At 47.0% G+C, this 17,280-nt stretch carries 11 protein-coding genes and 1 pseudogene; all 12 read right to left on the bottom strand.

From position 1 onward, the window contains the following. Positions 1-1,023 (bottom strand): Gfo/Idh/MocA family protein, encoded by a 1,023-nt coding sequence (locus BC351_RS02515; RefSeq protein WP_079409122.1) that lies wholly within the window; start codon positions 1,021-1,023, stop codon positions 1-3. A gap of 24 nt (positions 1,024-1,047) precedes the next feature. Further along, complete coding sequence (locus tag BC351_RS02510; protein WP_079409199.1) at positions 1,048-2,508, bottom strand: aldehyde dehydrogenase; 1,461 nt, start codon at positions 2,506-2,508, stop codon at positions 1,048-1,050. A 141-nt stretch (positions 2,509-2,649) separates the two neighbouring features. Next, on the bottom strand, positions 2,650-3,822 hold the full coding sequence (locus BC351_RS02505; RefSeq protein ID WP_079409121.1) for a dihydrodipicolinate synthase family protein: 1,173 nt from the start codon (positions 3,820-3,822) through the stop codon (positions 2,650-2,652). Between the two features lie 12 nt (positions 3,823-3,834). Then, positions 3,835-4,986: a Gfo/Idh/MocA family protein gene (locus BC351_RS02500; RefSeq protein ID WP_079409120.1), complete on the bottom strand. Its 1,152-nt coding sequence runs from the start codon at positions 4,984-4,986 to the stop codon at positions 3,835-3,837. A 634-nt stretch (positions 4,987-5,620) separates the two neighbouring features. Further along, positions 5,621-8,626 (bottom strand): glycosyl hydrolase family 95 catalytic domain-containing protein, encoded by a 3,006-nt coding sequence (locus tag BC351_RS02495; protein WP_079409119.1) that lies wholly within the window; start codon positions 8,624-8,626, stop codon positions 5,621-5,623. Positions 8,627-8,792: 166 nt separating this feature from the next. Beyond that, complete coding sequence (locus BC351_RS02490; RefSeq protein ID WP_079409118.1) at positions 8,793-9,635, bottom strand: helix-turn-helix transcriptional regulator; 843 nt, start codon at positions 9,633-9,635, stop codon at positions 8,793-8,795. Between the two features lie 21 nt (positions 9,636-9,656). After that, positions 9,657-10,477, bottom strand: a pseudogene (locus BC351_RS02485) (sugar phosphate isomerase/epimerase family protein). A 54-nt stretch (positions 10,478-10,531) separates the two neighbouring features. Beyond that, complete coding sequence (locus BC351_RS02480) at positions 10,532-11,335, bottom strand: carbohydrate ABC transporter permease (RefSeq protein ID WP_079409117.1); 804 nt, start codon at positions 11,333-11,335, stop codon at positions 10,532-10,534. Then, positions 11,332-12,210: a carbohydrate ABC transporter permease gene (locus BC351_RS02475; protein ID WP_079409116.1), complete on the bottom strand. Its 879-nt coding sequence runs from the start codon at positions 12,208-12,210 to the stop codon at positions 11,332-11,334. Before BC351_RS02475 ends, BC351_RS02480 begins: the two co-directional genes overlap by 4 nt. A gap of 117 nt (positions 12,211-12,327) precedes the next feature. Further along, positions 12,328-13,674, bottom strand: a complete 1,347-nt coding sequence (locus BC351_RS02470; protein ID WP_079409115.1) for an ABC transporter substrate-binding protein — start codon at positions 13,672-13,674, stop codon at positions 12,328-12,330. Between the two features lie 119 nt (positions 13,675-13,793). Continuing rightward, a complete protein-coding gene (locus BC351_RS02465) occupies positions 13,794-15,359 on the bottom strand; it encodes a response regulator (protein WP_079409114.1) in 1,566 nt (521 codons plus the stop codon). After that, positions 15,356-17,200 (bottom strand): cache domain-containing sensor histidine kinase, encoded by a 1,845-nt coding sequence (locus tag BC351_RS02460; RefSeq protein WP_158081958.1) that lies wholly within the window; start codon positions 17,198-17,200, stop codon positions 15,356-15,358. The genes BC351_RS02465 and BC351_RS02460 overlap by 4 nt, the downstream gene beginning before the upstream one ends. Positions 17,201-17,280: the final 80 nt, after the last annotated feature.

The following is a 17,280-nucleotide window of genomic DNA, read 5'->3' as shown; positions in this document are numbered from 1 at the left end:
TTAGATCTCCTTTAGTGGCTCTATTTTTATTTTCATGCCGCTTTTCGCCGAGTCCGCCGCACTGCATGCCATCGACCAGCTAATCAGGTTGTCTCCAATATGCGTAGCAGGTAATCTGCGTTCTCGGATCGCATCGACCATATCTCCGATTGAATATTCCAGATAATCCGAATCATTGAATTCAAAGACAGGAATCGGAATATTCTCCCGCGTACCATCCGGTAAAACAATCTGAGGTACATCGTCCTTCAGCTCAATAGCTCCTTGACTGCCCGTAAGAATAATATCTCCGTTCCATGAAGTGCTCTTCCCCTTATTCACCCAACTTCCAAAGTAAGTCATGAATACGCCGTCTTCAAAGTTAAACACAGCTGCGGTCACTGAGTCGCCATTGATTGGACTCCAAGTAGGATTCATGCTTTCCGCATAGACCGTAATCGGATTTGTCCCGAGAATATATCGAACGGAGTCAAAATGATGAATGCTCATTTCTTTCAGCATGATGTCATTGAAAGCCCGGCGCCAACCGGTAAGTTCGATATTCTTGTGATCCAAGGAAAACCGCCATTCCACATTTTCGATTGTGCCTACTTTACCTGAATCCACGCAAGCTTTGAGCGCTTGAATAACGGGTCTGCGGCGGTAGTTTTGATTGACCATGACGTATTTGCCGCAGGTTTGGGCGAATTTATATATTTCAACGGCATCTTCGTAACTGCTGGAGACCGGCTTCTCCATAATCACATGCATGCCGGCTTCCACCGCATCGATCGTTAAAGCTCTATGCGTATGTGGCGGTGTAATTAGCAGCACGAGATCTGCCTTCACTTCGCGCAGCGCTTTTGTGTGGTCTTGATACAGCGGAATATTTCTCCCTGCCAACCTTTGGGCCGCCACCGCTAAATTACTCTCTTCCATATCCACCACGGCGACCAGTTCCACTTCTTCCACATTCAATACGGCGCCTAGCCAAAACTTTCCAAAGCCGCCAAGTCCGATTTGAATCACCTTTATTTTCTCCATGCGTCTCACTCCATTCCGTCAGCTCTAATACTTCATGCAAATCGTCGAGATGTCGCTATAAAAATCAATGCTGTACATGCCGCCCTGCCGTCCAATCCCACTCTCTTTGACACCGCCGTAAGGCGTTCTCGGATCACGGAGAAACCACGTATTGACCCAAGTTAATCCGACTTCGATCTGCTCGGCTACCCGAAATGCGCAGCTGACATCATTGGTCCATATGGAAGCACTTAATCCATAATGCGAATCATTGGCCTGCCGGATGACCTCCTCCTCGGTATCGAATACCTGAATCGTCACTACGGGACCGAAAATTTCTTCCCGAACGACGCGGGAATCTTGGGATACACCGGTAATGATCGTCGGTTCGACGAAATAGCCTTTCTCGCAACCCTTGACTCTGCTGCCGCCTGTTTCAATCGTACCTCCTTCTTCACGGGCAAGATCGATATAACGGAGCACGCGCTCGTAATGCTCCTTGCTTATCAAGGCGCCTATGTTCGTTTGGGCTTGCATCGGATCGCCGACAACCTGTTCGCGGGTCTTGGCTACAAAACGCTGCAAGAAAGTTTCATAAATGGCTCGCTGCACATAGATCCGCGAACCACTGAGGCACACCTCGCCTTGATTAATAAAACTGGAACGAATCGTCGTATCCACAACCTTATCGAGGTCGCAATCCGCAAAAATAAGGTTCGGATTTTTCCCGCCCAGCTCGAAGGACAATCTTTTCAAATTGCCTGCCGCCGCTCTCATAATCTGTTTGCCTGTATGATTTTCGCCTGTAAAAGCGATTGCGCTCACATCTGGATGTTCCGCCAACGCTTCGCCTGCGGCATCCTTGCCAAAGCCGTGAACGATATTAACTACGCCGTCAGGAAGACCGGCATCCTTGCATATCTGCGCAAGCACGGTTGCCGTCATTGGCGTCCATTCCGCCGGCTTGATGACGACGGTATTTCCCATCGCCAAGCAAGGAGCCAGCTTGGCGCTAAGCAGCAGAAGCGGCAAGTTCCAAGGGCAGATCAAGCCTACGACACCAATAGGCTTGCGGATCACATAATTGAGCGCTCCAACTTCCATCGGGTAAGCTTCCGTTCCCAGCGTCGAGATAAGACTCGAGAAATAGTGAAAGCTGCCAGCTGCGCGCGGAATATCTACGGCTGTTGACAACGATAACGGCTTCCCGGTATCGAGCGACTCCAGCATGGCCAATTCATCCTTGCGCTGTAGGATCAGCTCACCGATACGGCGCAGAATGGCTGCCCTTTCACTCCATTTACTGTTCTTCCACCCGCCATAGTAGGCTTTTCTTGCGGCTGCCACCGCCCAATCGATTTCCGTTTTGCCTCCCTCCGCTACGCTGCCGATCATCTGTTCCGTAGCCGGATTCGTATTCACAAACGTTTTTTGATTGTGCGATGGAACGTACTTGCCGTCGATAACATGCAAACAATCCATGACTGCTGTTGGTTCCGTTTCCATATTGAGTCCTCCAATCCAATCGATATTCTTCTGTGAGTCGTCATTGCCGCAGCGTTCCCATTGCTCCTCTTGCCAAAACAACAGCTGGCATATAAAATCCGCATCCATGGACATCGCTCGACCCCTTCCAATTAACGAAAGTTAATGAATGCCTGAAAGCAGGAGTACCTGCTGCATTCGCTTGGCAGCCTCCTCAGGGTCAGTCAGAAGACCTGCTTGATCAGCCAGGGTGAATATACGCGCAAGATGAATAACCGAGCGGGAACTTTCGGCTCCCGCAATCATCCGGAAATGCCCTTGATGACCGTTCAAATACGCCATGAAGACAATCCCCGTTTTATAAGATGAGGTCGGTTTTTGAAAAATATGCCGCGCCAATGGCACCGTCTTCTCAAGCAGCAAGCTATATTCGTTTAAATCCCCTTCATCCAGCGCCTGAATTGCGGCTGCGGCTGCAGGAGCAATCGCATCGAAAATGCCAAGCAAAGCATGACTGTAGCCTTGCTCATCTCCTGCAATCAATGTTGGGTAATTGAAATCATCACCCGTATACATGCGAACGTTCTGCGGAAGAAGACGGCGCATTGCGATTTCCTTGTCCGCATCAAGCAAAGAGATTTTGATGCCGTCGATTTTATCGGCATGTGTCCGAATAATACGCAAGCATATGTCCATCGCCTGCTCTAGGCTGTCATGTCCCCAATAGCCCTTTAGCACCGGATCGAACATATCTCCCAGCCAGTGGAGGATGACTGGCTGAGATACTTGACGCAGAATTCGGCCGTATATCCGCTCATAATCTTCCGGTCCTTTCGCAGAACGGGCCAAGGCTCTGCTCGCCATCAAGATAATCTGTCCCCCTTGCTTTTCCACAAAAGCGCATTGCTCTTCATATGCCTGCTCAATGCTGGCAAGCGTAATTTGCGAGCTGGGAATCAAATGATCCGTACCTGCACCGCAGGCGATATGTCCACCCACTGCACGCGCCTCGGCGACCGATCGTTGAATCAGCTCTTTTGACGTTTCCCATCCTAGACCCATGCCGCGCTGGGCAGTATCCATCGCTTCCGCTACGGAAAGCCCAAGCGACCACAAGTAGCGACGATATGCCATTGTCGCATCCCAATCCACTTGAGCGTTGGCGAGCGGATCTGTATTAGCCAACGGATCACAAACGACATGCGCCGCTGAGAAAGCGATGCGGCTTTTTAGTGGCTTTCCAGTAATTCCAGCTTTTCCCGCATAAGATCCTGCGCTTTGCGTGGTATAGGCATGTAATGAGCCGTCTTCATGCGGCAGCTTTAACGTAACCATTCCGCTTCCCTCCTAGAGCTCCAGTTCCGGTACATCCAACCAACATCGCTTTTGCCATGAAAGCAGGGCAAGCTCGGACAATTGCGTTCCCTTGGCACCTTCAAGCAAATCCCATGGGAACGGCTGATCTTCATGAACATGCTTCAGAAACATTTCCCACTGTATCTTGAATGCGTTATCAAAAAGTTGGTTGTCCGGTACCTCACTCCACAACTCCCTGAAATTGAACGGATTCGGAATGTCCGGATTCCAAACAGGTTTACACGTATTCACCCGGTGCTGCACCTTGCAATCACGCAAGCCCGCAACTGCGCTGCCTTCCGTACCGTCGACTTGAATCGTCAGCAAATCCTCTCGGTTCACGCGAACCGCCCAAGAGGAATTAGCCTGCACCACAATGCCGCCCTCCAGCTCAAACGTTGCATAAGCCGCATCGTCTGCCGTGCTGGCATAGCTTTTCCCGTTCTCATCCCATCGCTGCGGAATATGGGTTGCTCCCAGACAAGAGACGCTGCGAATCTTCCCGAACAAATGATCGATCACATAGCGCCAGTGCGCGAACATGTCCACGATAATGCCGCCGCCATCCTCCTTCCGGTAATTCCATGATGGACGCTGTCCTGGCTGCCAGTCCCCCTCAAACACCCAATAGCCAAACTCCATCCGCACAGCTAAAATGTGACCGAAAAATCCGGCATCGATCAGCCTTTTTAGCTTCAACAGCCCTGGTAGAAAGAGTTTATCCTGCACAACGCCATTTTTTACGCCGGCATCCTTGGCCAGCCGTGCCAGCTCCAAGGATTCCTCCAAGTTAGCGGCCGTAGGCTTTTCACAATAAATATGCTTGCCTGCAGCAATTGCCTTGCGAATGCTATCTACACGGAAGCTCGTCATTTGCGAATCAAAATAAATCTGGTCACGTTCATCTGCCAAGCATTCGTCAAGGTTCGTGCTCCAACGCGCAATGCCATGCGTCTTCGCCAGCGCTTGCAGCTTATGCTCTTGCCGTCCAACCAAAATCGGATCGGGCATTAGCACATCCCCACTGGCAAGCTTCACCCCGCCCTGATTGCGGATTGCAAGGATAGAACGGATCAGATGCTGATTGGTTCCCATCCGGCCAGTTACTCCGTTCATGATGATTCCGATTGTATATTCTGCCATTTGTAGTTCCCCTTTCATTGCCTTCAAGTAAAGGAATATTCATATCATAAGTCAGCTAAAGCGAATAAGTCTTATGCATATAGGAACTGCATTCTTTATTATGGAAATTGATTTTATCCTGTTTTCAGACAGCTGATCATGCAATTCTCCCTCCTTCCAATTGTCCTCCGATTAGGGTGGATCTGTCTCTTCTGTGGGAGCCAAAAAGTTGGTTAACGATGATTAGTGCAGTTAATAGTTAATATAGTTAAATTAAATGGCTAGTAGTGGGCAAAAGCCCTTCTGCCATGGATATTTATCCTTTTCATTGGATTTTGTCCAGTGAAATCAGCCTCTAGAGGGCTGATTTCCAGCATTCATTGGAATTAATCCAATGCAAACATTCATTTTCCCTCAAAATAGCCGCTTGTTAGATTATGCATTGGAGTTTATCCAATGCAATCCGCCATTAAGCTGCTAACACTAACTTCCATTGGAATTAATCCAATGAAACAAGCCCTTCTCTTCAACCCCTCTCAAAAATGGGACCCTCCTACTTTCCAAAATGGCAAAAAAGACCGCCCTCCACTAAGCCAAATAGGCTAATGGAGCAAGCGATCTTTTTGACAGAATAGGGTTCTGTTCCCGGCAATACCTACTGAATAACGATACTATCCAGATTCGGCGCGCTGCCTGTATTGTTATAAAATTTAATCGTATTATTCCCTGCATTCAGCTGGATGGAGATCGTCGTATTGTAAGTCGTGCTCCAAGAAGTGCCCGTTAAAGGGTAAGCTGTTCCAGCACCGCCATTAATACTTATATAATAGGTCTTGGTGTTGTTGGTTAAATAATTGATTTTCATCGTGTAAGTCCCTGCCGCTGCGACATTGACATTGGCAAAGGTCACATAATTTGTCGTGCCGTTTCCAATATTATTGACCGCATTGCCTGCGGAGCAATAAGAACAACTGGCAATCCCTACCGTACCGCTCAAGGTAGCCGCTTCCGCCTCATAATTAGTTGCTGTTGGCGTTGGGGTAGGAGTCGGTGTCGGCGTTGGTGTCGCAGTAGGAGTCGGTGTTGCCGTAGGAGTTGGAGTTGCTGTTGGCGTCGGTGTTGCCGTAGGAGTTGGTGTTACTGTTGGCGTCGGTGTCGGTGTAGATGTGCCAATGGTAATCTGGTATTTTTGATTGTAATCCGCGCTGAATGTAATATTGCCACCGCTTACTGTCGGCGTAAATGCGCTTCCGCTAGGATTTCCATTCGAGTCAAGCGGTTGTACATTTGGTGTACCGCTGCTCCACGGATTTTTAATCGTGACAGGCAAACTGATTTGCTGCTTATTCACATTATTAATTTGAATACTGCTTACAGCTCCGCTTGATAATGCGCTCGACACTTCGAAGCCGCCTTTGGCTAGGAGCCGCTTAAAGGAAGCGTCATTGCTCGTCGGCCAGTCGGGAAATAACTTGATCACACCGTTCTCCGTTTGCATCAGCATCGAATTCACACCCTCAATGGCTCCAGATGTCTCGATACCGCCTCCGCCTTCAAAAGCTGTTACATTGCTTGCTCTCCACAGCTTGGTCGAAGTCGTGTTCGTCAGAGATGCCTTGAACTTACTCAACAGATCCGCTGCAGGCCAGCCTAATCTTGCCGCAATCGGCCAAACTTTCGGGAAGCCGTTATGGTTGCTGTATCCCGTTAAAGTCCAAGGATGCATATAGCTTAGCGTATTTGTAGCGGTTTGTTTGTATGCCGTGTCGGTGCTGACATAAGATTCTCCTGGAAAAACAGAGCCTTCCAATTGAACCGGCTGTCCATCAACGTAGATGTATGCGGGAGCAGCATCGTTAGGTCCCATAACTTCCATTAACACATAAACTGGTGTATTCGCCACACCGTTCACCGTGAAATTCTGGGTAGGGTAAGCAGCGATATGATCGCGCAAATCCTGCCATTTAGCTACTAGGTTCGCGTCCACACCCAACGTTTGACTCGCATCAATCAGGAATTGGGAATATCTTTTGATAAAGCCAATGTCGATGGCAGGATTCAAATCGTCTCCGCCTTCATGTGCCGAGCTATGCTGGATATCATATTTATAATTCCCGCCGCCCAGATCCACTTTCGTTACATAATCGAGAAAAAACGCTTCAATATTTTTGGCAAGCGGATATAACGTATTTTGCAAATAGGTTTTATCCCCTGTGTACTCGTAATACCAGATTAGCGGCATCACCGCGAAACTGCCATCGGACTTCTGGTCCTGAAGTTTCGTCCAATCCTTGGATGAAGCGGGTGTATTAATGGAAGGCGGAGTTGTAATTAAATTGTAAGGCGCAAGGCTCCTTTGATACAAAATACCTTTATAACCCGCCGAAGCCGTTTTATTTTGCTGAAATGGCGATTCTTTCACAATCACGTTGCTATAAGGCAATACCGAATCGGAGCGATTGCTGGAGAAAGCTCCATAATACAGCGCCTCCGCATTGTAATTCAAGAAATATCTACCGCCCCAATTAGGTATATCGTTGGTTATCCAGTTGCCCCAAATCGATGGCGGCGCAACGCTGTTCGCTCTGCTGGAAGCCCCCAACACATAAAGCGCGCCAAAATAAAATTTATTCATGACGCTGTCATTCAGGTTCACATAGGATTTCATCCAGAAGTCCTTCCACCAGGTTTGGTGTTCGGCTTTCAGCGTTGTGATATTCGCTGCGGTTAAGGCATTCACGCCATTGATTGCATTATTCTTCACGGTAGTTAAAGATGGGGCTGCACTGCCGATTCCGATGCCGCTTTTGATAGTCGTAATAAGCTGCACGGTTGTCCCCGGACTCAAAGTAAACGTTCCTTTGGCATCCGCTGTGCCGTCCGTCGTACCGCTGAAGGAGCCCCCTAACAGCTTAGTCGCTACGGCAATTCGCGACTTATAGTCGGAGGCGCCATTCAAATTGTTCTCGCGCGAGACCCAAAGTACTCCGCTCGTAATCCCGCTTGAATACGGATACGTGCTGTTATTGTCCTGTGAGACGTTGGATATCGTAATTTTATCCGGCACCCATAAATCCGCGTTTATCGTGACAGCGCTGCTCCCAGCTGGACTTGATAACTCGGTAACGAACACGTCGTCCGAATCTGCTGTCCAAGAGTTCATCGTTACGGTCGTGCTGCCGAACTGCATGTTCGTAATGACTTGGGCGTTCTGAATATCCTGTTTCATGCTGTAGACTGAAGCTGGGTTCGTGCCAGCAGTAGGAGAATTGATCGTTAGTCCGCCGGCGGACAAGATTGACGGCTGCCATGAAGGAGAATTGGCTGTATCCGTCGGATTCTTAATGGCATTCCCCCAGAAATCGTTCTTGCCAAAATAAAATTTCTGACTGCTGACGGTATCGCCGGCCACCACACCGATATTCCCGTTACCTAGAAGCTGACCCGGCGAGTAATTTTTCGTTTGCACGCCGCTAATCGGTGTAGTAACGGTTGGTGAAATGCCAGAGAGCAGGCTCTGAATCGCCGCCCAGTCATCCGCTTGCTCGGAAGCAAACGCTGTAGTCGGACCACTTAATCCTGTCGGTAGTGCAACCGACAACACAAACACCAACAATAACCCCCAGACATAGCCTTTTTGTCTTGATTTGAACGTTGACATTCTTAAAGCACCTCCTAATTAATTTTTGGGAAGTTCTTCTAAGATAGCGTTGGCAATTAAACGAGATAAGAACTCCCTTATTTAACAATAGGTTAAATAAAAAAATTAAGCTTCCGAAAATCAGAAATTTGTTACTAAAAACAGTGCACGTTTTATCGATCACCATTCATACTAAAACCTGTTCATTTCTGGACCGCACCCGATGGACGACCCGATATTGGTTTGGGGACATCTGGATATAATTTTTGAACATTCTGTAGAAACTGGATAAGGTTTCAAAACCCACCTCAAAGCAAATGCAGACAATCTCCTTGTCCGTTTCGACAAGCATTTTTTTGGCCATTTCGATTCGGACCTCAGTCAAATATTGAATCGGCGTAATCGAATACTGCTTTTTAAAAATATTAGTAACATGCCTGGTACTCATGCCCAATTTGACGGAAATATCGTTCGAATGCAGAATTTCAAAGTAATGCGTATCAATATAAAGACGCAGCTTCTCCGCACGCAAGCTGTCCGCGTCAATAACGTGCGAAGGCTGCTGCGCCCTTGCAAGCACAAGCAGCAGCTCGGATAATTTAAGCTTCATGGCGAAAAAATTCAGCGGATTTCCGCGAGACAGCTCGAACAGCATTTTCCGCAGCAGCTGCCGAAGCTCGCTGCCGAGAAATGGATTCAAGCGGATCAAGCTGGAAACGTTGAAAAAGACGGCGAGCAGCTCTTTTTGTACAGAGATGTCCAGCAGTTGTGCATCAAAGGCGAGCACGAGAATCGTCAGATTGGAATCGGATACTACCGCATGCGGCGAGAACGGGACGATCACAACGCCATGGTCCTTGTTGAAATCCAACTGCTTTCCGTCAAGTGTAATTTGACCCTCGCCATCCAATGCATATAGAATTTCATGGAAAGGATGGTCATGCTCCATAATCACATCCCCTTCTTCATGTTTGACCTCATACAAATGAATTCCTTGGATGGAGAGATCGATCACTCTACGATTGCTCATTGCGGCGTTCCTCCCGAATCATCAGACATGACTTGCATAACGCTTTTTCAGCAAAGCCAGAACCTCGTCTCCCGGTTGATCCCAAATCGTTTGATTGAATATTTCTACCTCAATCGGCCCTTGGTACCCTGCCGCTTCCACCGCCTTGCGTATTCGTCTCAGCTCAATCACGCCATCCCCCATCATCCCCCGTCCCATCAACATATCCGGCGTAGGTACGATCCAATCAGAAACGTGAAAGCCCAATATTCGTCCGCTTGCCCTTTGAATTTGAGGATACAAGTCGGGGTCCCACCATACATGGAACACATCGATAATAACGCCAACCTGCTGCGGCGTAAATTTCTCGGCCATAGCATTTGCTTGGGCTAAAGTAACGACCACCGATCGTTCTGCGGCAAACATCGGATGCAGCGGCTCGATCCCCAATCGAATTCCATGAGACTGAGCATAAGGGACAAGCTCAGCAATGCCTTCCTCCACCCATTGCCGTGCGCTGTCTATATCCCGGTCAGGAGCAGCCCCGCAAACCAGCACCAACACCTCAGCACCCAGCTCGGCAGCCTCTTCGATAGCACGGCGATTATCGTCTAGTTTGGTCCGGCGCTCATCCGCGCTAGCCGCCGGAAACATTCCCCCTCGGCATAGGCTGGATACACTTAATCCAGCGTCACGCACTAACCGCTTGCTTTCAGCAAGACCTGTTTCGGTTACTTTGTGCGCCATAAGCCGATCCAAGGAATTCCCGCTCGGGCGCTTCCCTCGACCGCTTCCTTCAAGCTCCAGCGCTCCGTTGTGATTTGATTTAAACTGAGGCGCTCCCTTGCATCCATTGATTCCATTGATTTCCCTCCTATGGACAATTATTTCCGCTGCGACACTCTACTCCTATGGAATCAGCCTTTCACCGCACCTGAAAGCATGCCTGATACAATATAGCGCTGCCCAAATAAATACACGATGACAATCGGCAGCGTGGTCAGCACGATTGCCGCGCATACTAGATTCCAGCTGGATATATAGGTGCCATAAAAGTTATAAACGGCCAGTGTCATCGGGTTATTCGTCGATTTGTTAAATACATATAGGGGCAGGATAAAGTCATTCCAAGCATTCATGAAATTAATCAGCAGCGAAGTAATCGTCACCGGCATAAGCAGCGGATATTGAATTCGAAAAAAAAGCTGCCAAGCGTTGCTGCCATCTATCACCGCCGATTCATCCATTTCTCTTGGGACGGAATGAATGAATCCGTAATAGAGAAAGACGGTAAAGGGCATCATCAATGCCGAATAAAGTAAGATGATTCCTTGAAACGTATTCATGATGTGCAAGGATTGCATAATCTTAATCGTCGGTATCATATTGACAGGTGCGATCAAGCCAACAATAAAATAGTAATACAGCATTTTATTGAGCTGTGTTCTTCTTCTGGACAGAACAAAAGCCCCCATGGCGGACGCGATATTCGTAAGCAGTACCGAACCGACGGTAATGATCATGCTATTTTTAAAAGCGCGGATCATTTTCCCTTCTTTTATAACTGTCGCGTAATTATTAAATTGAATGTGTTTGGGAAAGCTGAGATTCATTGAATCCGCTTCCGCCGATGTTTTCACTGAATTAATAACGACCAAAAATAAAGGAATCAAAATGACTAACGTGAGCAACCATACCGAAACTTCTTTGAAAATTTTCATTCGCTAACCTCCGACCGCCTGGACAGCAGGCTTAGCGTAGAGAGCGCAATCAAGGTGGTCATTAAAAACAGGATAATACCAATGGCTGTCGCTGAGCCGTAGCGCCCAGAAGAAAACTCTCTGAAAACAGCGGTGTTCAGAACTTCTGTCGTATTGCCGGGACCACCTTTGGTAAGGACAAAGATGAGATCAAATACCTTAAAACCGTTGATGAGATTCAATATCAGATTAATCGTAATCGCAGGCATGATAAGGGGCAGTGTAATATGAATGAGCTGCTGCCATTTGCTTGAACCGTCTATGGAAGCCGCCTCATAATAAGAGCGCGAGATGGTTTGCAAGCCGGCCAAATAAATAATCATATTAAAGCCGATAAACTTCCATGTTTCTACCGAAACAACGGAAAGCATGGCGAATTTTACATCTACCAGCCAAGCATGCTTCCAACTCTCCAGTCCAATATAGCCTAGGAAATTGTTGATTAAGCCATGGCTCGAATCGAATACCGAGGAAAAAATCAACCCGATTATCAGAGGAGAGATCGTTACGGGCAAATAAAAGATCGATCGGAGCACATTTTTCGTGCGGAGTCCTTCGTTCAACAGCAAAGCTAAAGATAAGCCCAGCAAATTTTTCAACAGTGTAGTCGAAAGTGCAAATTCAAAAGTATGTGAAATATATTCCCAGTAAAGCGCGCGATCTTTCAACATATCCCTGAAATTATCCAGCCCAATAAAGCGCATGTTTTCGTTATACGTATTCCAGTCGGTCAGAGCGTAGTAAAAGCTGAATAAACTTGGGGTAAAGTACAGAAGTGTATAAATGCCTACCGGTAATATTAGAAAATATAATGGGTAAATCTTCTTAGTATTCATATCGCCCCTGCTTCCTATTAGCCATATGTCAGTAAAGTCAGAAGGACAAGCGGCGCCGGTGAACGCTAGAATATGCTTTTTTTGCTCACCGGCGAACCCGCTTTGATGTCCATCCAATTATTTGGCAGTTGCTTTGAAAGATTTTTCTCTGTTGTCGTCCAATTTTTTCAAGACATCTAACGGTGTTAATTTGCCAAACAACATGTCTTGCATCGCCTTGGCGATGATAGCCCCTGAATCCCCATAGAATTTGACGGAATCGTTTAAATCAATAAGCTGAGAGCTGGCAATGGATTGTACGCTTTGCAGAGCTTGCGTTGCAGGTGCAACTACTATTCCTTTAAAAGAAATCGGGCCTAAATCTTTGCGCTCCGTATAGTATGCTTTTAAATTGTCCTGACTGGATAGGAAAGCGAAATATTGACGAATCGAATCGATGTTTTTCGTTTCTTTATTCACAACGCGGATAATCCCTCCGGCAGAATGGCCAAATGTTGTATTGTCCCCCATTGGAACCGGGAACATCTTCCATTTATCCGCACCCGAGTTCGGGAACTTCGCCAATACTTCCTGTTGATAGGTCGTATAGACGAGATCCATCGCGTATTTTCCGGACCCCATAGCTTCATAGCCTTTGGTCCATTCGTTCGATAAAGCGTCTTTGCCGAAGTACCCCTTTTTGTTCATCTCATTGTATTGACCCAGACCGGTTGCCAACACTTTGCTGTCGGCAAATTTCCCTGTATTGTTATTCAATTTATCGATGAATCCCGGATCTTCTTTGACCGCAGCTCCAGCCAATTCCTGCAGCCAGATTGGCAGATGCCATTCATCTTTGGCATTTTCGAAAATCGGTGTGATGCCATTCTTTAGAAGCGTATCGCAAATTTGCGTAAACTCTGCATACGTTTTTGGCGGTTGCAAGTTGTACTTGGCAAAAATATCCGTATTGTAAAGCAAGCCCCAACCATCAACAGACCATGTGTTGAATCCGTAGATCTTGCCGCCAATGCTTGCTCCCGCTTTGGCCCAGTCTGTATAATTGGCTGCCCAAGGCTCGTTCGATAAGTCCATAAAATTCTTTTCCGGCTGAAAGCTGTCAATTCCGATGCCGCTCGCCATATAGAGGATGTCCGGCGCTTCTTTCGTCGCAATCTTGGTTTTGAGAATATTGATATACTGATCATCCGGATTCACCTGAAAATCAATTTTTATGCCGGTTTTTTGTGTGAATTGATCAGCAAGCTTACGGTCAATGTCTTTAATCCAGTTTTGAGAAGCACCAACTGTAATCGTTACATCCTTTTTGGCTGCCTCCGGCTTTGCTGTTGGAGCTTGCGTTGCTGCTGTACTTTCTGCTGGTTTCACTGAGCTTGCTGCATCTTTGGAACTGCTGCCGCAGCCTGAGATCACAAGTGAAAATGTCGAGATACAGGTAAGCATCACTAGAAGAGATTTTTTCAATGTTCATTCCCCCTAAGCTTTTTTCAGACTATTTTTCGTCTGCCTCTGAATTATAAAGCGTTTTCATTTTGTCTTCGATGCACAAAATGCGCTAGTTGCGATGGACTTTTTTCACCTTATTATTCACCTTGCAGCTTCATTCCCTCACTGTAGTCCGATAGATTTTGTCCAGTCATATTCTTGAAGATGCGGCTGAAATAATGTGAATCCGGGTAACCAACGATCGCCCCAATTTCTTTAAAGCTTAACTCTGGATGCTGCTGTATCAAGCGCTTGGCCTCGTCCATACGCAGCGAGATTAAGTATTTTATTGGTGTCATATGCTTGTATTTTTTGAAAATTTTCGTTAAGTAGGAGGAGTCGAAATTGAATTTGGCCGCAATATCCTCCAGCGTGATCGGATGGGCAAAGTTTGTCTTTAAGTAGCTCTCGATTGAATGGGTCAACTCCTCAGCTCCTTCCGAAAGATGCTCCTCATTTAGAAAGGCTGTGTTTACTAAAAGGGTCAGAATTCTCTCGGAAATGCTCGGGAAATCGGCAGCCGTATAGAGGGTATTCAGCATATCGTACTCCAGATGGAATATTTCCTCATCAGAGAAATGAATCGCCTGCTGATGGACAATTTGAATGAGATGCTGCAATTTTTTCTCGATCCATTTTTGCGGGTAAGCTTCCACGGTCCAATGCTCGAATAAGCTGCACAGCTCCTTGTTGAAGTTCACTCTCTTATTTCCTTGGATGAAAGAGACCAGCTTGTGCTGGGTGTTGGGATCGATCCATGCCGACGGTAAATCCCTTACTTTGCCGGTGTTCGAGAAGATAGCCGACCTACCGGGAGCGAGCCCTTTTTCCATGGCGACTCTCAATCCTTGTGAGGTGCTCCACAATTTCTCCAGTTTTGCAGGCTCCGCTGCATAAACGATGGTGACGGGATAAGGCTCTACTTGCTCGCGAACCGCTGCCATCAAAGCATCAGCACAAACAATAGGTTGCTGCATGACCGCTTCCTCTGTTTTGATCACAAGATACTTGCCGTGGAAGGATAGTTGGTCCACCAGCCACCAGTCTTCTGCGTCTCCAAGCAGGGTTGGAATGGCTTTGCTTCTGTTCACCTTCATCCATAAATGATCAAAAAATCCAGCTAGTCCAGACGAATACGAAGCATTCGCCAAATGCCCGATTTGAATTAGAAAAAGCTGAAAAACACTGTCTTGCAAAGCTGCATGCTGTGGAAGGATCTCTCCTGTTTGAAGAGCGGATTGCACTTGTTCCTTTTGGGAAAATGCTTTTTCTTGATCTAGCTGAGCGCATAAGCGGGATAACGTTTTTTTAATATCATCAGCATCGAGCGGCTTAAGCAGGAAGTCTCTGGCTCCGTAGCGGAGCGCCTGCTGGGCGTAATCGAATTCGTCATGCCCGCTGATGACAACAATCTGAATGCGTGGATATTTGCTGGAAACCTGCTTAATCAATTCAATTCCGTTCATCTGCGGCATTTGAATGTCCGTAAAAAGCACCTGCGGCCGCAAGGCTTCAATCACATCCAAAGCTTCTTTTCCGTTCTCAGCATACAGAATTTCAAACTGATCCGTGGCATTTTCAATTTTCGCGGCGATATTTCTCATGATCAGGGGTTCGTCTTCCGCTATAAGAATTCGGTAGGACCCCTTCGTGTTTGCTCTCATCCTGCCAGCTCCTCCTCTGATGGTTTAGAATCTTGGTCCGATTGCTGAATCAAGCCGCCTATCACTATCCATGCCCCGCCTTCCGGGTGGTTGGAGGCTTCGAAAATGGCTTCTTCTCCGTACAAAAGCTGTAGTCTCTCAGCAATGTTTTTGAGTCCCAACCCTTTTCCCTGCGATTCCTGAGCATACAAATTCAGCTTTGGCTGGGACAAGGCTTGCAGCGCTTCAGGGGTAAAGCCTCCGCCGTAATCGCGAATATGTATCGTCCACTTCTCCCCATCTGTTCTTCCAGTCAACTCGATCTTCCAAGGCGGAGCAACATGAATACCATATTTCATACAGTTTTCCACGATCGGTTGAATGATTAGAATCGGTACGGCAACCTCCATCATGGCTGGATCGACATCAATTTGAAATCTTAGCTTCTCGCCATATCGAATCTGCATCAAAGTCAAATAGCTCGCGGCATATGCCACTTCATCCGACATGGTTACGTTCCTCGCATGATTGGATAAGATGTAGCGCAGCATTTTCGAAAGATGCTTGCATACCTTTACGATATCATGATCCTCCTTCTCCTCGGCCATGATGCTGATCAGCGTAATCGTGTTATAGAGAAAGTGAGGATTCATCTGCGACTGCAAGGCAACCATTCGGGCCTGCATTTCCTGCGAACGCGACTGGATGACTTCTTCAATAGAATCCTGTAGTCGAATGCACATTCGCTTGAACGACGTGTTCAGAATATCCAGTTCATTCAAGCTGGTATTGCTTTCGATCTGTGATGACGGCAGCAGCGTATCGACCCGCAGTGCGCGGATGGACTTGTGCATTTCCTTAATAGGCAGCGTCAACCCCCTCGCAACGAAGAACGAGACGATTAAGGTAACCAGCAGCAAGCCGAACACAGCGATAAACATCGAATTGCGAAACGTCTCAACAGGCTGCAGCAGCACATTTTCTGATTCTACGGCCACAACAATCCAATCGGTGTAGTTCGAATGCGTATAAGCCATAATTTCACGCTGCTTATTAAGCGGATTGTTAATCGTTGATGTGCCAGTTGCCAGATTCTCTCTTTGCAGCTGCTTCCAATAGAACTCCGGATATGCGTTGGGCTGATTGCTATAAGGATAGATCAGATTCCCTGCCTGATTATAAATATATATCGATTTATTTACACTAGCCCCGCCATTAGGCTCAGCCATAAGCTTTCCAATCAAATTAGCCATAACGGTGTAGCTTTGTTGAATTTCCAGGATGCCCTGCTGCTTTCCGCCCAAAGCCCACGAGAAGACGCGAGCCAAAGAAATAACCGTCTTGCCCGAACTGTCCCATTCATCCGAATGAGGAGGTGAAATCACCTTCGCACCGTCGGCAGCAAGCGTATCTTTGACCCATGTAATAGTGTTCATCTTCCCGCCTGGGTAAAGCTTGCTGACGGAATTATTGCCTGTACCAAAAAAGCGCCCATTCATATCAAAAAGATTAATTTGCCAATCCAATTGAATTGGACCCATAATCGAAAAAATATAATCGTTCATTTTTCTAACATTGTAAGAGGAAATCGTTGGGTCGACCGGATTATCTTCTTCAAAAAATAATTGCTTGATGTCGTCCGAGAAAATGACCTTGACAGCAGCGTTGTCGATGTTCTGAATGAGCGAATCGAGCTGTGTGGAAATATAAGTCGTCGATTGAAAAATAGATTCCGAATCTCTTTTGCTTAAAATGTCCGAGACATAGTAATAAAATGAAATAGCTGCAATGGCTACGATGGCTGTGATGAGGATGGAATACGTTACGAATAACTTGAATTGAATGGACCTGAACTTTAGCATCGACACCATCCTCCCCTTCTTTCATACCGCCTGTAAACTGATTTTCACACAAAAAAGGATCAACTTGCAAGGCTTATTCA

This window comes from Paenibacillus ferrarius (genome assembly GCF_002027705.1).
In the GTDB taxonomy this organism is placed as follows: domain Bacteria; phylum Bacillota; class Bacilli; order Paenibacillales; family NBRC-103111; genus Paenibacillus_E; species Paenibacillus_E ferrarius.
The sequence above is the reverse complement of the archived record's forward strand: the minus strand, read 5'-3'. Positions and strand labels throughout refer to the sequence as shown.